A 20,746-nucleotide genomic window follows, 5' to 3' on the forward strand; every position below is an offset into this window, starting at 1 on the left:
GCAAAGACAAAATTGCATTTAATAATATATCTTAATATATACCTGGATATTCTATTTCATGGATGCCTACAAAAAATAGCACATCTCCTGATTCATATTCTACTGTAACCTCATCTTCAACAGCGAAATTCCGGGTTCCTATCCTTGAGGTAATGCTTAAACTCCCATTAGTCAAAGGCCAGTTAAGTCCTTTGGTAGTTATATTATTGACCGATGGAAAAGGATACAGAGAGATCATTCTGTTTTTTACTCCTTTCAGTTTAAAATCATTTGGAATAAAATAATATTCTGAAAATTCATCATAAAACTTAATTTCCATTTGGTCCTTAAACGCATAGGCAACGGTAAGGTTTCCCAGAAAATGATCCTGTTCTCCTCCACTGCCTCCGAATACATCAATCTCTGAAAAGCCTTTTTCCAGAATAATTTCCAGGGCTTTATGAAAATCTGTTTTATCCTGATCTAAGGTAAGGATAAATTTATCCTGATACATATCTTCATCCGTTCCGGAGTGGGAGTCAAAATCCCCTGAAATAAAATCAAGTTTATCCAATGGAAAGCCCATCCGCTTTAAATAATGGAAAGCCCCGTCTGTACAGGCAATCAAACCATAATTTTCCGGATTGGGTAAAGATTTCGGAGCATCTCCGTTGATGAAAAGTAATGCTTTATCTTTCATTCGGGTTCCAGTATTCTTCCGGTTCGTTATTTAGTTTTGAAATATATCTTGCCAGAACAAAAAGATAATCTGAAAGTCTGTTTAAATATTTGATCAGTTCCGGACGTACTTCTTCTGCTTCATTTAAAAATACCAATGAACGTTCTGCCCTTCTGCAGATGGTTCTTGCAGCGTGTAAAAAGGTAGCAGATTTTCCACCTCCGGGGAGTATAAAATACTGAAGCGGTTCCAGTTTTTCTTCAAAAGCATCCATCCACTGTTCAAGTTCTTCAATCTCCGTTTCTGAAATAACGATTGGAAGACGTGATTTACCATTTGCCAGCATCAGCTTGTCTGCTGGGGTAGCGGCTTCTGAACCTACCGTGAATAAATCAAACTGTATTTTCTTCAGTTGCTTCAGAACTTCCTGATCTTCAATATGGCTTTTGGCAATTCCAATGAATGAATTCAGCTCATCTATATTTCCATAGCTGTCAACTCTTGCACTGGCTTTGGAAACTCGTGTCCCTCCATATAGTGCAGTTTGCCCTTTATCTCCTGTTTTTGTATAAATTTTCATACTACTAAAATAATGTATTTTGTACAATGTAAAAAGTAAAATGTAGGAATGATTCTGTTACAGTTGACTGTCAGATTTCTGCATAAAAAAATGGCCGGTATAAAAACCAGCCATATCCAAATTATTTATTTACCTCTACATACTGTATGATGGTCTGATTTTTTGGGTTGTAGATAATTGTACTACTCTTGGGAAATCTCTTCAGCTTATAATACTGAATATTTTTATCACTTTTAATATCTTCCAGAAGGCTTGTATCAAAAGTATTTTCAGGAAGAAATTTGGACATAAAACTTATTTTGTCAATAATGTTTTGTCCGTCAATTTTTCGGGCTTTCTTTTCTGACTTGCTTTCATCAGAAGTAGGCTGATTTTCTAAAAATGGAAGCAATACAGCAATGTCTGCTTTATATTTGAAAACATATCCTTCCGGCCTTCCCGGGATTTTTATTTTTTTCCCTTTTTCTTCGGAAACAATAGCTCCGGCATCCGGAAAAACTTCATTAAACTTAACGTTCTGAGAATTCGTTAAAGAATTTATAGATTCATTGACTGTGTTTTTTACTGTTTCTTCTACAACCTGCTGCGTTTTTTGCTGTACTTTTTCTGTTGTTTTCTGAACAGTCTGGTCAATTTTTTCTTCAATTTTATTACATGATACTAATAAAAAAGTGGTGATAACGGGCAAAATATACTTCTTCATAATTTTAATAAAACAATTTCTTTTTATTAATATACTTTCTTCTAACGGAAAAGTAGGTCCGGATATTTTAGCAAGTAAAGAATATTTTTTTAAACTTAAAAAAACCTGCTGACAAACTGTTGTCATAGTCTCCTCTTACCTTTGTATCAATAACAAACAAAAACCATACAATTATGGCAACTACAGCCACAGCTACAAAACAATTTATGACTTCTGAACAGTTATTAAACGATTGGCAGGGACATAGAAATTTAACAAGAAGAGTCATTGAAGCTTTTCCGGAAAAAGATTTATTTGAATTTTCAATAGGTGGCATGAGACCATTTTCAAAAATGGCAGGAGAACTGATTGGTATTGGCGGGCCTGCTTTAAAAGGAATTGTTGAAGGGAACATGGAAGCCTACAGCGAGGAAGGATTCAACCCAAAAACCAAAGAAGATATCCTAAAAAAATGGGACGAAGAAACAGAGTTCATCAATCATTATTTTAATCAGATTTCTGAGGAACGTTTCCAGGAGACTTTCAATTTATTCGGAGAATATGAATTTCCGGTATATCAGAATATTCTTTATTTTATAGATAACGAAATTCATCACCGTGGACAAGGATATGTTTACCTGAGAGCTTTAGGAATTGAACCTCCTTTCTTCTGGGAGAGATTTTAATAATGTAAAGGAAGCTAAGGGTTCAAAAAAAATCGACTGCCCGATTTTTTTTGTCAGCTTTCTTTAGTTTTCGGCCATTTCATCTTTTTGTCTTTATTAAACTCAAACCTCAACAATTACTCTGTTGGGGTTTTTATTGATGCCTTTTGGTCATTTTTACAAGTAATTCATTGAGTTTTGTGCGAAGGCTTACCGGTTCCAGAACTGTGGCATAATCTGCAAAGGTAATCAGCCAGCGTGGGAATCCGCCATCAATCCATTCTGTTTCAAAAGTAAGTTCTACACCATCCTCCGTTTCCACTTCATCAGTCAGTCCGTAATATTTTTTGGAATTCACCAGGTAGGTCATGATTTCTTTGTCTACTAAAAGTTTAACGACAACTTTACTTCCGTTGGATTTTTTCCGGTAATCATTCACCTGTCCATACTCCTGAAGAAAAGGGTTCTGAGTTTTTATAATCTCCATAATTCTGTCAATCCGAAATTGTCTGAAGTCTTTTCTCAAAGTGCAGAAAGCCATGATATACCAGAAATTAAACTCAAAGAACATCCCCACCGTTTCAATAGTTCTGTTCATCACTCTTCCATCCACGGTCTGATATCGTATATTGAGCTGAGTTTTCTCTGCAATACTTTCTAAAATAATAGGAATAACATTTTTCAGGGAGTCTCCGGAATCGGTATGAAAACTAAAGACATCAATCTGATTCTCTATATTCTGAATTAAACTTTTATCAGAATGCCGCAAAACTGACCTCACTTTTTCCATTGCAGCCTGATAATGGTTTCCCAAACTCTGGTGGGAAAACTTCTGCATCAGTTTTTCAGCAGTAATAAAGCTCAGCACTTCTTCTTTGGTAAACATGATGGGAGGAAGTTTATATCCTTCCATTAAAGAATAGCCGTTCCCTGCTTCTCCCACGATAGGGATACCCGCATTCTCCAGAGTTTTTATATCCCTGTAAATGGTTCTGATACTTACATCAAATTTCTCAGCCAAATCCTGTGCTCTCACAACAGGTTTAGACTGTAATTGGGTAAGAATAGCAGTTACCCTGTCCAATTTTTTAAGATAGTGGTCATTCATATTGCTCCTGCAAAGCTAAAATTCTTTTTCGAGGTACTAATGATAAATGCAACAGCTTTTTTATTAATTTTCTTTATACGTATTGACCAGCTTGTCCAGATTTAAGCTGCGGGCCGAAGCATCAAAAATTTCCCGGTAAGTACCGTCTTTGTCATAAAGTTCATTATGGGTTCCATTTTCAACCACCCTTCCCTTTTTCATTACATAGATTGTATCTGAATCTAAAATCTGTGACAATGAATGAGAAATGATAACTACGGTTCTTCCTTCTTTTATGGCATCCAAAGAATTTTTGATCTGCTCCGTGGCAATGGCATCCAGGCTGGCAGTTGGTTCATCTAAAAAGATAATGGGTGGATTTTTTAAAAACAATCTTGCAATGGCTATTCTCTGCTGCTGGCCTCCTGAAAGCTGCGTGGCATCATGCCGGTACTGATCAGGAAGATCCATAATCTGATCATGAAGGTAGGCTTTTTTAGCAGCTTCTTCAATTTGTTCAAAACTGGCATTCATATCTCCATAACGGATATTGTCTTCTATACTTCCCTGGAAAATATGATTCTTCTGAAGCACCAGACCAAGATCACTCCGCAGAAAAGTATTCTCGAAATCATTGAGGTTTATATCATCCAACAGAATCTCTCCGGAATCCGGAAGGTAAAATTTACATAAAAGGTTAATAACTGTTGATTTTCCTGCTCCACTCAATCCTACTAAGGCTGTCGTCTTTCCATTTTCAATTTTCATGGAAACATCATGAAGTGCTTTTGTTCCGTTGGGATAGGTAAAATCAACATTTTTTAATTCAAAAGTTCCTTTGATCTTTTTTTCTATAAAGTTTCCATTGGGTTCTGCTTCGTTATCTGCATTCAGAATATCAAAGTAGCCTTCGGCATAGATCATGGCATCGTTCATATCATCATAAATCCTGTGCAGCTGCCGGATAGGGGCAGAAACATTGTTAAAAAGCATAATGTGAAGCATGATTGCCCCAATGGTCATCTGCTGATCAAGGACCAGATAAACGGTCAAAAGGATTATTAAAACCACTCCAAACTGTTCGATAAAAGTTTTCAAACCGTCATATATAAAGTTTGTTTTTCTTGTGAACATCTGGCTTTCCATCAGTTCCATCTGAAGATCATATTGTTTTTTGCCTTCAAATTTTTCACGGACAAAACTTTTAATCACCATAATAGAATTGATCAGATTCAGAAGTCCGGATGTCTTTTTTTCTCTTTGGTTTCTAAGCTGCCGGCGTACTCCGCCGAGTTTTTTTGCCTGTAAAGAACTTATATAAAAATAGATGGGAACAATAATCGTAGAAACAGCTCCCACATATACATTCTGCATATACATAATGATCAGAGCAATGATGGCGTTGGAAAACAAAGGAAGAATATCGATGAAAAAGTTCTGTACCAGTTTTGTCAGACTTTCTATTCCACGGTCTATTCTGATCTGTAATTTTCCGGACTCATGATTTTCATCGTTAAAATAAGCTACTCGGTAAGTCAGAATTTTATCAATCGCTGACTGAGCCAGAATAGAACTTACATTAATCCTGATTTTTTCGCCATAAAATTTCTGACCAAAGTTGATGAAGATATTCAACAGCTCTTTTCCCAGTAAAATAACGGAAATGATGGTGAGGATATGAATTCCTTCTGCCATAGGGTTCGGAAGATGGGTAAGCTTTGTCACCTCATCTACAGTATATTTTAAAACGATTGGGTTTACCTGTGCTGCAAGTGCTCCCAGGAAAGTAAGAAAAAGCGTTCCATAAATCATTAAGCGGTAAGGTCTGATGAATGGGACAAGCTGCTTATAAATTCCGAATAAAGTAACTGTTCTGTTAAAAGGTTTTGCCATGAATCATAGTATAGGTCTTAGTAAAATTAAACCTTTTTTAAAACAATTCATAGAAAAACCAGGCTTAATACCTGCTTATTTTCTCATCCGGACCAAAACCATTTAATCTCCCTGTATTCAAAATGACTTTCCTAGTTCCGGAAGTTTATTCTACCCTACTTTTTTTGAAATTACGCATTATTATTAATTGTTGTATTTAAAATACAACAATTAATAATTTTTGTACATTTGTACCATCACATAAAAAAAGACCAGATGAATAACGATCAAAAAGCACTTGTAAAAGCAACAGTACCAGTTTTAAAAACGAATGGAACCGATTTAACAAAACATTTTTATACAAGGATGTTTACGCATAACCCTGAACTGAAAAACATTTTCAATATGAGTAACCAGGCCAGCGGAAAACAGCAGAATGCTTTAGCTGGAGCTGTATTAGCCTATGCTGAGCACATTGAAAATCCTGAAGTTCTTATCAATGTTTTAAGATCTATCGGAAATAAGCATGTAAGCTTAAATATTAGCCCCGAGCAATATGATATTGTTGGACTTCACTTGATTTCTTCAATAAAAGAGGTTCTTGGGGAAGCAGCACATGATCAACTCGTAGAAGCATGGACACAAGCCTATAATGAATTGGCTCAAATTATGATTTCTATTGAACACGAACTTTATCAATCTACCTTACAAAAGGATGGAGGATGGAAAGGATGGAGAGCGTTTGTAATTGCAGATATTGTGGAGGAAAGCAGTGAAATTAAATCATTCTACCTAAGTCCTAAAGATAATCAAGCCATTGCCAACTATCTTCCAGGACAGTATATTTCGGTGAAGACATTTGTTCCTGCATTAGGACATGAACAGCCAAGACAGTATAGTTTATCATCAGCCTTCAACCCAGATCATTACAGAATATCCGTGAAGAGAGAAAAAAACATTCAGAATTTGCCTGATGGGGTTGTTTCAAATGTATTGCATCAAAAAATATTAGGTGATGAAATATGGGTCAGCGCTCCTGCCGGTGTTTTTTATGCCAATCCAATATCTGAAGATCCGTTGGTACTAATAAGCGGCGGCGTAGGCGTAACTCCATTGTTAAGCATGCTGGAAACTAAAAAAAATACGCTACAGAATAACACGGTAGTCTGGCTTCATAGCTGTAGAGATGAAAATGTACACGCATTTAAAGACCATGTAAATCAACTAAACACTAATAATCAATGGCTTACTACTCATGTTTTTTATGAAACTATTGAAAATGAGTCTCATTTTGTCAGAAAAGGAAGAATAAACTTACATGAAATTAAAGAGGAAATTCTTATTGATAAAGCAAAGTATTACATTTGTGGACCCGAAGCATTTATTAAAGCTCAATATGACTCTTTACTACAGCTAGGTATTGCCAAAGAAGATATTCTCTATGAGGAGTTTGGGCCTCAACTGCTTCATCTAAATTAAAAATCAATGAAACTGAACCATTTTACCGACTATAGTTTACGAGTATTAATTTATCTAAATCAAAACGATAAGGCTTCTTCATGTTCTTTGGATGAATTATCCGGAAAACTGAATATACTCCGTAATCATCTTATTAAAGTGGTTCAGTTTCTAGCTCAAAAAGACCTAGTCATAACGAAAAGAGGAAAAAATGGTGGAATTACCATTTCTGAAAAAGCTAATAAGACTGGATTAGGAAGTCTCATCCATTTATTGGAACAAGATGATACCCCCATCATTAATTGTTTTGCAAAATCTTGTGTGTTTGTCTCCTATGATTGTAAACTAAAATCATTTTTAGACACCGCTTATCAAGCTTTTATTGACAGTATGAACCAGCATCATTTATCTGACCTCGCTTTTAACCATTGGGAAATTATCTTTGCCAATCAGAAAAATGCTACAAACAGTAATTAAAAGCCTGTTTATTACGGCTATCATCACTTTTACATTAAGCTCATTACACAATAGTGAAAAGATTGATGACGAATATTTTATGTATGACTGGTTAGAGGCATGGTCTATTGCACTGACGATAACTTTAACATTCAATATTCTTATTTTTCCCAATTGTAAATTCATGAGAAAAAACTGAACAAATCCATTAAAAAGTTTTTGCTATAAAATTTGTCTTATCCTTCATACATATACGTCGTCAGATAATGCAGTTCAGATTTGCTTGCTTCTTTCGACTCTTCTTTTGCCTGTTCCAGTGAATACTGGGTATTGATTTCTTTTTTCTGGAATACAAAAGAGTTATTAGCATTCTTATCCACCACATCATTAAAGATATGTTCTATTTCGGAATTCGCTAATGAAGCAAAACTTATATCTTCGAAGCCATACATCAGCCTCAGATCGTCAAACTGTTTAAAGTTATCGTTTACAAATCCTTGTAAATGAGCCTTGGAATCAAAATTACCTGCCCAGATGTTGTAGGCATATTTTTTCTTTTTAGGCTTATCCAAAATACTTTGGTACACGAAGTTTTCACCAAGATATGCTTCTCTTACCTGCGGATCATTAGCCAGGTCTTCCGGAAGTCCTTCTTTCAGGATCTTTCCTTCAAACATAATATAAGTTTTGTTGGTAATTGCCAAAGTCTGCTGTACGTTGTGGTCGGTAATCAGGATTCCGATATTCTTATCCACTAAGCTTCTTACAATTTTCTGGATATCTTCTACTGCAATAGGGTCTACTCCTGCAAAAGGTTCATCCAACAGGATAAAATTCGGGCTTGTGGCAAGACAACGTGCAATTTCTGTTCTACGTCTCTCTCCTCCGGAAAGAAGATCTCCTCTGTTTTTACGAACATGCTGTAAAGAAAATTCTTCAATCAGTTCATCACATTTGATCTGCTGCTCTCGCTTTGAAAGCTTAGTCAGCTGTAATACTCCCATAATATTCTCTTCTACAGACAGCTTTCTGAAAACGGAAGCTTCCTGAGCAAGATAACCGATTCCTTTTTGGGCTCTACGATACATTGCATCTGTAGTAATTTCCTGTTTATCCAGGAAAATTTTCCCTGAAGTGGGCTTAACCAACCCTACGATCATATAAAACGATGTGGTTTTCCCTGCTCCATTCGGACCCAGCAAACCTACAATTTCCCCCTGTTGAACCTGTACAGAAACGCCTTTTACAACTTTTTTAGGACCGTATTCTTTGATTAAGTTTTCTCCTCGTAAAATCATAGGGCAAATATATCAAAAATATAAATTCTCTTTTACAGCAATATCAACTTTATTATCTGAAAATATAAACCTGTCTGGTTTTTACCTTATTGTAACTTTTTCTTAATTAAGACTACTTATCATATAATCAATCAACCTATTACAAATAATAAAAAATGGAAAATTACGGTTATACAAAAACGGAAAATAGGCAGAGCTACCAAAATAATGCTCCTTACCGCTCGGAAAAGAAAATTCCTGCGGCATTATTAGGTATTCTCGTAGGCTGGCTGGCCTTAAACAAGTTTTATCTGGGATACACCAAAGAAGGTATTATTCAGCTGGTGCTTAATATTGTTACTTTAGGTGCTGCTTCTGTTATCCCTTTTATTGAAGGCATTCTGTACCTGTTTATGAATGATAGGCAATTTGATGACACCTATGTTTACGGAAGAAAAGGCTGGTTATAAAATGACACCTTCTCTGAAAGCTGATCAGCAAGATCGAATTCTGACAATCCCTTTATTAGCTCAAGGATTAATGATGGTTTACTATTTAATTTCCATAATTTTACCGGCTTCAAATCAAGAATTAAATTATTATGGAAAACAATCAGGAACTGACAGATCTGCTTGCATTAGATCTGGGTCTTAATATTACCAACCGAAGGCCCTATGCCAAAGAAGTATTTAAATGGCAGGATATCGACCTCCTTCCACATTCTTCTGCTGATACGCTGCTTTGTGAAATCTTTGAATGGAATGGCCGGAACTGGAGAACAACGGGAAATAATCTTATCGGCTATTTATTCTCTGATGAGGCTTTAAGAACCGTCAAAGCACAGCTAATCAATACGCCCAAGCATCCTGCTCTCATCCCTGACTTTGAGTTTACCAAAGACAGCATGATTGAATATGGTCTGGCATTACCATCGTTATTCAATATCGGTATCAACGGGAATATTAAAGAAGCTAAAAGCTTTTCTGTAAGGGTCAATAATGTTACCAAATCCAGAATCACCAATATTGATTCTCCCGGTATTGAAATTCTGAAGAACTATTCACTTTTCACACAGGAAAGCTCTAAAACCTACAGGAGAAATATCAAGTTTAATTATCTGAGTACTTCGTTATTCTATGCGGAAAGTGTGGAAATTTTTCTGGAAAAAGAATCTGCTGTCGGCTTAGACTTAAGTTTTCAGACTCAGAATGTAGAAGTGGAAACCAGGACTGATACAGAAACTGAAAAACATTTCGTATTAAAATATTCCGGAAATCAGGCCCCTTTTGCAGCAAAATTTACGAAAGGAAAAGATTTCAATATTATGTAATCAATATGTATTCTTTCACCTCTGACATGGATCATAAAAAACCGGCCGTTCTATAAGAACAGCCGGTTTCATATTTAATACTGGATTAATCAGGACACGCTAAATGCTCTACAACACATGGCTTTTGATCTTTATTATTTCTTCTTGAAATAGGTTGAACCACATCTATTTTTTATGGAGATGAGGTTTTAAAAAACAGATTATCAACTCGTCATTAACGTTCGTATCCTGATTCAGCAGTTCATTATTTATTCAACAAAATTGCAGCTTCTTTTGCAAAGTAAGTAAAGATCATATCAGCACCGGCTCTTTTGAAGCACGTAAGACTTTCAATGATCGTTTTATCATTATCCAGCCAGCCGTTCTGTGCAGCCGCTTTTACCATTGCATATTCTCCGCTTACGTTATATACCGCAATAGGAAGATCAATAGCTTCGCGCACTTTGGAAACGATGTCCAGGTACGGAAGTCCCGGTTTGATCATGATAACATCAGCCCCTTCTTCAATATCTTTATACACTTCGTTTAATGCCTCACGCGAATTGTGGAAATCCATCTGATATGTTTTTTTATCTTTCGGAATTTCCATATCATCCTTAGGAGCACTGTCTAAAGCGCTTCTGAAAGGTCCATAGAAAGAACTTGCATATTTGGCAGCATAGCTTACGATTCCTACATCAGCAAATCCGCTTTCTTCCAATGCTTCACGAATCACCATTACTCTGCCGTCCATCATATCACTAGGTGCCACAAGGTCTGCTCCTGCTTCTGCGTGAGATACTGACATTCTGGCCAATGCATCATTGGTAGCATCATTTAAAACTTTACCGTTTTCAATAATTCCGTCATGACCATAGATTGAATAAGGATCTAATGCCACATCCGGCATAATAATCATTCCCGGAACGGCATCTTTGATCGCTTTGATCGTGTTCTGCATTAATCCGTCTTTGTTCCAGGCTTCTTTTCCGGTGTTGTCTTTTAAGTGTTCTGACACTTTCATGTACAAATTGACAGCTTTTACACCCAAAGAAAATAATTCCTTACATTCCTTCACTGTTAAATCTATACTCCGCCTAAAAATTCCCGGCATCGACGGGATCGCTTCCTGCTTGTTTTCGCCCTCCATTACGAAGATCGGCATTACAAAATCATCAGTTGTAAGCACATTTTCTCTTACCAAACTTCTGATAGATTCATTAACTCTAAGTCTTCTATTTCTTGAATGTATCATTTTGGAATACTTTTTGAATAAGTTTCTACAAATTTAATATAAGTTCTACAAAAAACTATTGTAAGAAATTGCAGAATTTATTATATTTGTTATATATATTCGAGAAATTATAAATTTGATGAAAAAACTTTTACTTTTAATTCTACTTACAGGCACTTTTGTTGGATTTTCCAACAATTTAAAAGCTCAACTGAGAGAGCCCGGTTCCATCACTCAAAAAGCTGATGATGGAGTGTTGCTTGCCTATCCAAATCCCGCAAAGGATTTTCTTATCGTTAAGGCAAAAGATTCTTCTTTAAGAATCAAAAGTGTGACTTTCTATTCTATTTTGGGTATGCAGGTTGCCAGCTATACCGTAAATATGAACTCCGGCGAGATTAATATTGAAAAATTAAAACCCGGAAAATATATGATCCGATATCTTTTAAGTGACAACATGCAAAAAGTTACTCAAATCGTAAAACAATAAATTAGAATCCTGATAATCATCAGGATTTTTTCTTTTACTTCATTCTATTTTAATATTTCCGTAACTTTCAGCACTTTTTTATACTAATTGTAAAAAGACAATTTAATGCTAAAAGCTGAACATATTAAAAAGACCTATAATGCCGGGAAAAAAGTGGCACTGGATGATTTTAGTATCCATGTTCCACAAGGCAGTATTTATGGCCTTTTAGGACCCAATGGGGCTGGAAAAACTTCTTTCATCCGGATCATCAACCAAATTACCCAAGCCGACTCAGGAGAAATCTTCATCAATGGAGAGAAACTGAATCCCAACCATATCAGAGATATCGGATATATGCCCGAAGAAAGAGGGCTGTATAAGAATATGAGTGTAGGTGATCAGATTCTTTATTTCGGAGAACTGAAAGGCATGAGTAAGAATGATGCTCTGAATGAAGCTAAAAAATGGTTTGATAAACTTAACATCGATCAATGGTGGAAAAAGAAGCTTTCTGAGCTTTCAAAAGGGATGGCCCAAAAAATTCAGTTTGTGGTCACAGTACTCCACCGACCTCATCTTTTAATTCTGGATGAGCCTTTCTCAGGTTTTGACCCTGTAAATGCCAACTTAATCAAAGATCAGATTATTGATCTTAAAAATAATGGTACAACGATTATTCTTTCTACCCACAGAATGGAAAGTGTGGAGGAAATGTGTGATTATGTTGCTTTGATCAACAATTCCAAGAAAATCATTGACGGGAAGGTTTTTGATGTAAGGGAAAGATTCAAGAAAAACATTTTTGGAATTACACTTTCTGAAGTAAATAGTGATGAACTTGAAAGTTTTAAAAACAAGTACGAGATTTTTAATTTTTCAAATGAGAATAATCTTATTTCTTTTGATCTGAAAAATGAGGCCAGCCAGAATAATATTCTTCTTGACCTGGTACATGTAGGCAAAGTGAGATCATTCGACGAGAGAATTCCGAGTATGAATGAAGTATTTATTAATGCCGTAAGTAACCATTCTTAATTTTATGAAAAACATTTTTTTAATTACAAAAAGAGAATTTCTTACGCAGGTTAAGAAAAAATCATTCATTATACTGACCTTATTAGCCCCTATCCTGATCATTGCTTTCGGAGCCGTGATCGGTTTAATGTTTAAAGCTAATGAATCGCACAGCATTATAGAAGTAGTAGACAAAAGCGGACTTTTCATGAATCAGCTGAAGTCGAACGATAAGTTAAATTATGTAATTGTTTCTGCTGCCGACGAAAAGTCTAAGATTAACAATTTAAAAGGCAATGAATCTCTGGATGGTATTCTGATATTACCGGAGTTGAAAAACAACAATTTTGACGAGCTTGAAAAAGAAACCCGACTGGTTATTAATACTAAAATAGGTTTTGATACCAAACAAAGAATCGTTTCTGACATTACCAATGTTGTTAAAAAAGAAAAAATCAAACAACTGGGTATTCAGGAGGTTCAGCTGGATGATCTTGATAAAAGTTTCAGCCTAAAAACCATTAATGTTACGAATAACAATAAAGAGGATTCTGATCTTTCTTTTGGAGTAAAATCTGGGCTTAGTATGGTTCTGATGTATGTTACTTTTATGTTTATCATTATTTATGGGGTAAGAGTAATGCGAAGTGTACTTGAAGAAAAGAACAACCGCGTGGTGGAAATTATCATTTCCTCTGTAAAACCATTTGAACTGATGATGGGAAAAATTCTGGGGGTAACTCTGGTTGCACTCACTCAGTTTATCATCTGGATCACGATGTCTGTTATTGGGGCATTGGTTCTGAATACCGGTTTCTCAACTCTTCAAAAAGGGATGCCCGGTGGGAATAACGAGATCGCGAGTAAGCTTGATATGAGCCAGCTTGCCACTCAGATTTCTCACAGTTTACTGGAACTGAATTTCCCATTGATCATTTTTGTATTCATTGTTTTTTTCCTGTTAGGATATATTTTCTACAGTTCTATCTATGCAGCTATCGGTTCCGCTGTGGATAATGAAACAGAAACCCAACAGTTCACTTTATTTGCCGTTTTACCTTTGATGCTGGGAATGTATGGAAGTTTTACAATCATGAACAATCCTGATGGCCCGTTAGGCTTCTGGCTCTCAATTATTCCATTTACGTCTCCTGTTGCGATGATTGCAAGAATTCCGTTTGGGGTTCCTGCATGGCAGATTGCCTTATCAATTGCTTTGTTATTGGGAACAACGATTTTCATGATCTTCCTGGCTGGAAAAATCTACCGTGTAGGTATTCTTATGTATGGCAATAAAGCGACTTTAAAAGAGATTTGGAAGTGGATTAAAGGATAGTACTACAAAAGAGTAAATTGCTTTTTGTAATTCTATAAATACTAACTTTATAAAAAACAAAAATCCCGGAAATTAAAATTTCCGGGATTTTTTATATTCTGAATAAATATTTTATTTGAATATGTAGCTTAAGGTAAGTGCCAGAACCTGTTCTGATTTTTTCTTATCAGTACCCTTTGTCTCTTTTGCAAGGCCAGGGTAAGTATCAGCAAGACCTAAATCATATTTTATAGCTACTTCGAGTTGTCTCTTGTAGCTATATCCTATTCCCAGTCCTAATCCCCAGTTAAAGCTGTTTGCCTTTCCATTGACGCCCGCCGGCTGTTTAGGATCGGTAACATCCGGATCATAGTAGGGTCTGTTGGCAGGTGCATTTTTAACATTTTGGTTTAATAAAAAGTTAAATCTTGGTCCTATCAATCCAAAGAATTCTGATTCTGCTTCAGAAAAGTATCCTTTGAAATAAAGAGGTACACTCAGGTAGTTATTGCCATATACTGCGTTATAACCATCTACTCCTTTAGCATCTTTGTCTTTCCCTGTTTCTCCTGCACCGTAATACTCAACTTCAGGTTGAATAAAGAACTGGTTTGCCTTTCCTACGGGAATCAGCGCCAAAGCTCCACCTTGAAAAGTGTACCTTGGGCCGGAAGGATTATGGGCATTGGATACTCGAGAGTAGTTTAAACCTCCTGTAACTCCGAATCTTGTACTTTTCCATTGCACTTGTGCAAAAGATAAAGCAGACAGAGCGAGAGCAGAGGCCAATAAAAGTTTTTTCATATGATTTGGGTTTTATATTATCCTAGAATTTTTGCTACAGTAGCACCAATATCAGCAGGAGAATCAACTACGTTGATACCATTTTCTCTCATGATCTCCATTTTTGCCTGAGCTGTATCTTCTGCACCACCTACAATAGCACCGGCGTGTCCCATTGTTCTTCCTTTTGGAGCTGTTTGTCCAGCGATAAATCCTACAACCGGCTTAGTAGATCCGCTTGATTTGTACCATCTTGCTGCTTCTGCTTCAAGACCTCCACCAATTTCACCGATCATTACAACAGCTTCAGTTTCCGGGTCGTTGATGAATAATTCCAAAGCTTCTCTTGTTGTAGTTCCAATGATTGGGTCACCACCGATTCCGATTGCTGTAGAAATACCGTAACCAGCTCTTACAACCTGATCAGCAGCTTCATAAGTAAGGGTACCTGATTTTGAAACGATACCTACTTTACCTTTTTTGAAAACGAAACCTGGCATAATACCAATTTTAGCTTCTTCAGAAGTAATGATCCCAGGGCAGTTTGGTCCGATTAATCTGCAGTCTCTGTCTGCGATATAAGATTTCACTTTCACCATATCAGCTACAGGAATACCTTCAGTAATACATACAATTACTTTGATCCCTGCTTCAGCAGCTTCCATAATAGCATCTGCTGCAAATGCCGGTGGTACGAAAATAATACTTACGTTTGCTCCAGCTTTTTCTACTGCATCAGCCACTGTATTAAATACCGGCTTCCCCAAGTGCTCGCTACCTCCTTTTCCTGGAGTAACACCACCTACTACGTTGGTTCCGTATTCAATCATCTGGCTAGCGTGGAAAGTACCCTCGTTCCCTGTAAATCCTTGTACAATTACTTTAGAATCTTTGTTTACTAAAATTGACATTTTATTGTTGTTTTAATTTATTTATTATTTTATTAATGATCACAAATTTACTCAAATTTCTTTGATATTGGGTAAAACCTTTTGAATTGTTTATTTGAGATTTCTCAGTTTTACTTCTTTTTTCAGATACGTTTTAAAATCCTCTGCAAACATCCCAATATAGGTTCCTTTTTCCAGATCTCTGTTTACTCCTGTTTTCCCAAGGAGCACAGTTCCGCTTTCTACTTTATTGCCAGAAGCGATACCCACCTGACCCCATAATGTAACTTCGTCACCAATGATGCAGCATCCGGCGATTCCTACCTGCGAGGCAATCAGGCATTTTTTCCCAATGACGGTGTCATGTCCAATCTGGATCTGATTATCCAAAACAGAGCCTTCTCCTATGATCGTAGAGTCTGTAACTCCTCTGTCAATGGTACAGCCATTTCCGATTTCCACATTATTTTCGATCACTACATTTCCCACTGAAATTAAACGGTCAAAGTGACCATCCAATTTTCTGTAATAAAATGCGTCACCACCTAAAACGGTGTTGGACTGTATAATGACATTATCACCTATCACCGTTCTGTCACCAATGACAACATTAGGGAAAATAAGGCTGTTTTTTCCGATTTTCACATTATTTCCAATAACTGCGGAACGATGGATCTTTGTACCCTCTCCTATTTCAGCATCGTGAAGTTCTTCTGTGAAGTTATAGATTCTTGTAAAATGCGTATTGATCTTATTGAAGTCTCTGAAAGGATCTTCAGATACTAAAAGAGCCTTTCCTTCCGGACAGTCCACTTCTTTATCAATCAAAATAATGGTAGCTGCAGAGTTTAGTGCTTTATCGTAGTATTTGGGATGGTTCACAAATACGATATCTCCAGGTTTTACCATATGAATTTCATTGGTACCCAATACTTCAAAATCTTCAGGGCCAATAAATCTAGAGCCTATTAAATCGGCAATCGTTTTAAGCTTTTGCGGAGAATGGAATCTCATAACAATAGATTTTCTTATAAAACAAAATTCGGAATGCTAGTGCAAACCGAATTTATGTAAATTTTATTTATTATTTCACTCTTTCTAAGTAGCTACCGTCTTCAGTACTTACTTTAATTCTGTCTCCAGGTTCAATGAACAAAGGAACCATTACTCTTGCACCTGTTTCAACGATCGCGTTTTTAAGAGCATTTGTTGCTGTATTTCCTTTTACTCCGGGATCAGCTTCAATAACATCCAGATATACTGATTGTGGAAGTTCAGCAGAAAGAGGTGTTTCGTCAGCTTCTTTCAAAATGATTGTCACTTCTTCACCAGCTTTCATAAACTGAGAGTTTTCAATCATCTCTTTGTTGATGTATAATTGAGAGAAGTCATCATTATTCATGAAGTGGAATCCGTTCTCATCATCGTAAAGATATTGGAATTTTCTTGTGATCACTTTTACTTCGTCAATTTTGTGTCCTGCAGAGAAAGTATTATCAATTACTTTACCGTTAGTCACTGACTTTAATTTTGTTCTTACGAAAGCAGGTCCTTTCCCTGGCTTTACGTGAAGGAACTCGATTACTTTAAAAATATCATTGCTATATTCGATGCAAAGACCTTTTCTTATATCGTTACTTGTTGCCATTACTATATATTATCTTTTTTTACTTAAATCTTTATTGACAGTAAGCGAATTTGCTTTTCAACTCTGCTTAGTTGCTATCTTTGCTTGTTCCGTAGCCTTTCACAATACCTCTTGGTGAGTTTTGGATAAACTGTAGAATTTCGTCTCTTTCTGCAGTAGGAAGCATTTCTTTTTCAATATATGCCAACGCTTGAGAAACGTTCATCTTCATCTGGAAGATTGCTCTGTAGATTTTTTGAATTTCGAAAATCTTTTCGTTGGAGAATCCTCTTCTTCTAAGTCCAACAGAGTTTATTCCTGCATAAGAAATAGGGTCTCTTGCTACTTTTACATAAGGAGGGATATCTTTTCTGATCAACGATCCACCGGAAATCATGGTATGTTTACCAATCTTACCAAACTGCTGTACAGCTGACAGACCGCCCATTACCGTAAAATCACCGATCTCCACGTGTCCTGCGATACCACATCCGTTGGCAATAATTACATTATCACCTATGATACAGTCATGCGCTACGTGTGAAGTAGCCATGATAAGGCAGTTACTTCCCACTTTCGTAAACCCTAGGGCTTTGGTTCCTCTGTTTACGGTTACACATTCTCTTAAGGTAGTGTTATCTCCAATGATCGTCTGCGTGTCTTCACCATCAAACTTCAAATCCTGAGGGATTGCAGAAATTACAGTGCCTGGAAAGATCTTACAGTCTTTTCCGATTCTTGCACCTTCCATAATAGTAACGTTGGGACCAATCCAGGTTCCTTCTCCAATTTCTACATCCCCAGCAATTGTAGTAAAAGGTTCTACAATTACATTTTTGCTGATTTTCGCACGTTTATCTACGGCTGCTAATTGATGAATCATTTAATCAACTTTATTTTTTGCAACTTGAGCCATAAGCTCTGCTTCTACTACCACTGAATCACCCACATATCCGTATCCCTGCATATGAACGATACCTCTTCTTATGGGCTCTATCAATTCAATTTTGAAAATAATAGTATCTCCGGGAACTACCTTTTTTTTGAACTTTACTTTATCAATTTTGATGAAATAAGTGGAATAGTTTTCAGGATCCGGAACACTTGCCAATACAAGAATACCTCCGGTCTGTGCAAGGGCTTCAACCTGAAGAACTCCCGGCATTACAGGCTCCTTAGGGAAGTGTCCTACAAAGAACGGTTCATTCATTGTTACATTTTTCAACCCTACTACATGAGAGTCTGAAAGCTCAAGAACCTTATCAATCAATAAGAATGGTGGTCTGTGCGGCATCAACTTCATAATTCCGTTGATGTCAAATACTGGTTCTTTGGTTAGATCAAAGTCAGGAACGTTTTTCTTTTTCTGCAATTTCCATTGGCGGTTCAGTTTTTTCGCAAACTGGGTATTTACAAAATGTCCCGGTTTGTTGGCAATAACTTTACCTTTGATTTTTACACCTGCCAAAGCTAAGTCACCGATTACATCCAGTAATTTGTGTCTAGCAGCTTCGTTAGGATAATTTAAATTAAGATTGTCAAGAATTCCGTTTGGTCTTATAGACACGTGGTCTTTTCCAAAGGCTTTCTTTAATTTTTCTGTTGTTTCAGGAGTAAGATCTTTGTCTACGTATACGATAGCATTAGAAATATCACCTCCTTTGATCAATCCGTGATCTAAAAGCATCTCCAATTCATGCAGGAAGCTGAAAGTTCTTGCTGATGAGATTTCGTCTTTAAATTCTGAGATATTTTTAAGAGTGGCATTTTGAGTTCCTAATACTTTAGTACCAAAATCTACCATAGTGGTTACCTCGTAGGTATCTGAAGGAATAATAGTAATTTCCGAACCTGTAGCCGGATCACTGTATGTAAGAACTTCTTTTACTACCAGATATTCTCTGGGAATATTTTGTTCTACGACTCCAACACTTTCAATAGCTTCAACAAAATATTTTGAAGATCCATCCAAAATAGGTGGCTCAGAAGCGTCCATTTCCAACATTGCATTGTCAATATCACAACCTACCAAGGCTGCTAAAAGATGTTCGCAAGTGGTAATTTTCACTCCTAATTTTTCCAATGTCGTTCCTCTCTCTGTTGCTACAACATAATTGACATCTGCTTCTACCTGAGGGTGACCCTCCAAGTCTGTTCTTACGAACACAAAACCTGTATTTTCTTTAGCAGGTTTAATGGTAAGTTTTACTTCTTTACCTGTGTGAAGTCCAATTCCGGAAAGGGTTACCTCTTCCTGAAGCGTTTTTTGCATATCACTCATTAGGATTATCTTTTGAGTTATTCTCAAGATTATTTATTCTGTTTACTATTTCAGTGAAATTTCTGAAATGAACATAACTTCTCAAATAGTCATTGTAACTGATGGCTGGTGAGCCATACAATGTCTCTTTATCATTAACACTGGAATTCACGCCGCTCTGCGCCTGAATTTTCACCTGGTTACCGATTTTAATATGTCCAACAATTCCAACCTGACCTCCAATTTGATTCCAGTCACCGATTGTGGTAGAGCCTGCAATTCCGGCTTGTGCCGCAATTACATTGTTCTGACCAATTTTCACATTGTGAGCAATCTGAATCAGATTATCTATTTTTGTTCCTTTTCCAATGATGGTAGATCCTATTGTAGCTCTGTCGATACTACAGTTTGAACCAATTTCTACATCATCTTCAATAATTACATTTCCAAGCTGCGGAATTTTTTTGAATCCTTCAGCGGTCGGCTGAAAACCAAAACCATCACCTCCTACTACCGTATTGGAATGAATCACACAATTGTCTCCGATGATACAGTAATCATAAATTCTGGCTCCACTGTCTATTTTACAGTTTTTACCAATCTTTACGCCTTTTCCTATGTACACATGCGGATAGATCTGCGATCCGTCACCAATTTTAGCCTTTTCCGAAACATATGTAAATGCTCCGATATAGGCATTATCACCTATCACAGCTGTATCATGGATGGATGAGCCATCTTCTATTCCTTCTTTTCTTCCTCTCATTTCCTGATATAAATTCATCAGGACCTGAAAAGAAAGATAAGCATCTTTTACTACGATTAAGGTAGGGATATAATTATTTTCATTCAGAAGTTTTTCTGAAATGATGATAACAGAACATTTAGAGGTATCTAAAAAATGAGAAAATCGATCTTGTGCTATAAAAGAAAGATGCCCTGATTCCCCATTTTCAATTGGTGAAACTCCCGTAATAAGTGCATTCTCGTCACCTATTATTTTTCCGTCAATAAAACTTGCAATTTGCGAAGCTGTAAATTCCATATTCTGCAAAGATAAGAAATTCTATAATTTGCAAACATTTTTTGGTTTCAGATCGTAAATTT

At 36.5% G+C, this 20,746-nt stretch carries 22 protein-coding genes and 1 pseudogene; 9 read left to right on the forward strand and 14 right to left on the reverse strand.

Annotation, left to right across the window (positions count from 1 at the left end; translation table 11 throughout):
• Positions 1 to 31 precede the first annotated feature (31 nt).
• From LF887_RS18370 to LF887_RS18380, 3 genes are all read right to left on the reverse strand, one after another.
• Positions 32 to 679 carry a thiamine diphosphokinase gene (locus LF887_RS18370; protein WP_236855699.1) on the reverse strand — a complete coding sequence of 216 codons (648 nt, stop codon included), beginning with the start codon at positions 677 to 679 and terminating at the stop codon, positions 32 to 34.
• The gene (locus tag LF887_RS18375; RefSeq protein ID WP_236855700.1) at positions 669 to 1,238 is read right to left on the reverse strand and encodes a cob(I)yrinic acid a,c-diamide adenosyltransferase; all 570 of its coding nucleotides are present in this window, start codon (positions 1,236 to 1,238) and stop codon (positions 669 to 671) included. The genes LF887_RS18370 and LF887_RS18375 overlap by 11 nt, the downstream gene beginning before the upstream one ends.
• 121 nt (positions 1,239 to 1,359) lie before the next feature.
• Complete coding sequence (locus LF887_RS18380) at positions 1,360 to 1,941, reverse strand: hypothetical protein (RefSeq protein WP_236855701.1); 582 nt, start codon at positions 1,939 to 1,941, stop codon at positions 1,360 to 1,362.
• 173 nt (positions 1,942 to 2,114) lie between these two features.
• On the opposite strand from LF887_RS18380, the gene LF887_RS18385 reads away from it, so the two are divergent.
• Positions 2,115 to 2,606: a DinB family protein gene (locus LF887_RS18385; protein ID WP_236855702.1), complete on the forward strand. Its 492-nt coding sequence runs from the start codon at positions 2,115 to 2,117 to the stop codon at positions 2,604 to 2,606.
• A gap of 133 nt (positions 2,607 to 2,739) precedes the next feature.
• On the opposite strand, the gene LF887_RS18390 is transcribed toward LF887_RS18385, so the two are convergent.
• Positions 2,740 to 3,693, reverse strand: a complete 954-nt coding sequence (locus tag LF887_RS18390; RefSeq protein ID WP_236855703.1) for a helix-turn-helix transcriptional regulator — start codon at positions 3,691 to 3,693, stop codon at positions 2,740 to 2,742.
• Between the two features lie 63 nt (positions 3,694 to 3,756).
• On the reverse strand, positions 3,757 to 5,484 hold the full coding sequence (locus LF887_RS18395) for an ABC transporter ATP-binding protein (RefSeq protein ID WP_236859523.1): 1,728 nt from the start codon (positions 5,482 to 5,484) through the stop codon (positions 3,757 to 3,759).
• Positions 5,485 to 5,820: 336 nt separating this feature from the next.
• Between LF887_RS18395 and hmpA the strand changes: the two genes are divergently transcribed.
• The 3 genes from hmpA to LF887_RS18410 are packed head-to-tail and all read left to right on the forward strand — an operon-like array spanning position 5,821 to position 7,657.
• Complete coding sequence (gene hmpA, locus LF887_RS18400; RefSeq protein ID WP_236855704.1) at positions 5,821 to 7,023, forward strand: NO-inducible flavohemoprotein; 1,203 nt, start codon at positions 5,821 to 5,823, stop codon at positions 7,021 to 7,023.
• 6 nt (positions 7,024 to 7,029) lie between these two features.
• The gene (locus LF887_RS18405) at positions 7,030 to 7,479 is read left to right on the forward strand and encodes an RrF2 family transcriptional regulator (protein WP_236855705.1); all 450 of its coding nucleotides are present in this window, start codon (positions 7,030 to 7,032) and stop codon (positions 7,477 to 7,479) included.
• Positions 7,460 to 7,657, forward strand: coding sequence for a DUF2798 domain-containing protein (locus LF887_RS18410; RefSeq protein WP_236855706.1), 198 nt, complete (start codon positions 7,460 to 7,462; stop codon positions 7,655 to 7,657). Before LF887_RS18405 ends, LF887_RS18410 begins: the two co-directional genes overlap by 20 nt.
• A gap of 373 nt (positions 7,658 to 8,030) precedes the next feature.
• Here the strand turns inward: LF887_RS18410 and lptB are convergent.
• Positions 8,031 to 8,756, reverse strand: a pseudogene (gene lptB / locus LF887_RS18415) (LPS export ABC transporter ATP-binding protein); the annotation flags it as partial.
• 155 nt (positions 8,757 to 8,911) lie between these two features.
• On the opposite strand from lptB, the gene LF887_RS18420 reads away from it, so the two are divergent.
• Both LF887_RS18420 and LF887_RS18425 read left to right on the forward strand, forming a co-directional pair.
• Positions 8,912 to 9,205, forward strand: a complete 294-nt coding sequence (locus LF887_RS18420) for a TM2 domain-containing protein (protein ID WP_236855708.1) — start codon at positions 8,912 to 8,914, stop codon at positions 9,203 to 9,205.
• 131 nt (positions 9,206 to 9,336) lie between these two features.
• The gene (locus LF887_RS18425; protein ID WP_236855709.1) at positions 9,337 to 10,065 is read left to right on the forward strand and encodes a hypothetical protein; all 729 of its coding nucleotides are present in this window, start codon (positions 9,337 to 9,339) and stop codon (positions 10,063 to 10,065) included.
• A gap of 244 nt (positions 10,066 to 10,309) precedes the next feature.
• On the opposite strand, the gene hemB is transcribed toward LF887_RS18425, so the two are convergent.
• Entirely contained in the window at positions 10,310 to 11,299 is a 990-nt protein-coding gene (gene hemB, locus LF887_RS18430; protein ID WP_236855710.1) for a porphobilinogen synthase, read from the reverse strand.
• 118 nt (positions 11,300 to 11,417) lie between these two features.
• Here hemB and LF887_RS18435 point away from each other — a divergent pair, with 118 nt between their 5' ends.
• The 3 genes from LF887_RS18435 to LF887_RS18445 all read left to right on the forward strand — a co-directional run bounded on the left by LF887_RS18435 (position 11,418) and on the right by LF887_RS18445 (position 14,100).
• Complete coding sequence (locus LF887_RS18435) at positions 11,418 to 11,768, forward strand: T9SS type A sorting domain-containing protein (RefSeq protein WP_236855711.1); 351 nt, start codon at positions 11,418 to 11,420, stop codon at positions 11,766 to 11,768.
• 105 nt (positions 11,769 to 11,873) lie between these two features.
• Positions 11,874 to 12,785, forward strand: a complete 912-nt coding sequence (locus tag LF887_RS18440) for an ABC transporter ATP-binding protein (RefSeq protein ID WP_236855712.1) — start codon at positions 11,874 to 11,876, stop codon at positions 12,783 to 12,785.
• A 4-nt stretch (positions 12,786 to 12,789) separates the two neighbouring features.
• Entirely contained in the window at positions 12,790 to 14,100 is a 1,311-nt protein-coding gene (locus tag LF887_RS18445; protein ID WP_236855713.1) for an ABC transporter permease, read from the forward strand.
• A gap of 111 nt (positions 14,101 to 14,211) precedes the next feature.
• Here the strand turns inward: LF887_RS18445 and LF887_RS18450 are convergent, their stop codons facing one another.
• From LF887_RS18450 to lpxD, 7 genes are all read right to left on the reverse strand, one after another.
• The gene (locus LF887_RS18450) at positions 14,212 to 14,883 is read right to left on the reverse strand and encodes a porin family protein (protein WP_236855714.1); all 672 of its coding nucleotides are present in this window, start codon (positions 14,881 to 14,883) and stop codon (positions 14,212 to 14,214) included.
• A 17-nt stretch (positions 14,884 to 14,900) separates the two neighbouring features.
• The gene (sucD, locus tag LF887_RS18455) at positions 14,901 to 15,773 is read right to left on the reverse strand and encodes a succinate--CoA ligase subunit alpha (protein WP_236855715.1); all 873 of its coding nucleotides are present in this window, start codon (positions 15,771 to 15,773) and stop codon (positions 14,901 to 14,903) included.
• Positions 15,774 to 15,863: 90 nt separating this feature from the next.
• Positions 15,864 to 16,766, reverse strand: a complete 903-nt coding sequence (locus tag LF887_RS18460) for an LpxD N-terminal domain-containing protein (protein ID WP_236855716.1) — start codon at positions 16,764 to 16,766, stop codon at positions 15,864 to 15,866.
• A 70-nt stretch (positions 16,767 to 16,836) separates the two neighbouring features.
• Positions 16,837 to 17,400, reverse strand: a complete 564-nt coding sequence (gene efp, locus LF887_RS18465) for an elongation factor P (RefSeq protein WP_236855717.1) — start codon at positions 17,398 to 17,400, stop codon at positions 16,837 to 16,839.
• 67 nt (positions 17,401 to 17,467) lie between these two features.
• Positions 17,468 to 18,262, reverse strand: coding sequence for an acyl-ACP--UDP-N-acetylglucosamine O-acyltransferase (gene lpxA / locus LF887_RS18470; RefSeq protein WP_236855718.1), 795 nt, complete (start codon positions 18,260 to 18,262; stop codon positions 17,468 to 17,470).
• Entirely contained in the window at positions 18,263 to 19,660 is a 1,398-nt protein-coding gene (locus LF887_RS18475; RefSeq protein WP_236855719.1) for a bifunctional UDP-3-O-[3-hydroxymyristoyl] N-acetylglucosamine deacetylase/3-hydroxyacyl-ACP dehydratase, read from the reverse strand. It lies immediately after the preceding gene.
• Positions 19,653 to 20,684 (reverse strand): UDP-3-O-(3-hydroxymyristoyl)glucosamine N-acyltransferase, encoded by a 1,032-nt coding sequence (gene lpxD / locus LF887_RS18480; protein WP_236855720.1) that lies wholly within the window; start codon positions 20,682 to 20,684, stop codon positions 19,653 to 19,655. Before lpxD ends, LF887_RS18475 begins: the two co-directional genes overlap by 8 nt.
• Positions 20,685 to 20,746: the final 62 nt, after the last annotated feature.

It is taken from the genome of Chryseobacterium sp. MEBOG06, from assembly GCF_021869765.1.
Classification (GTDB): domain Bacteria; phylum Bacteroidota; class Bacteroidia; order Flavobacteriales; family Weeksellaceae; genus Chryseobacterium.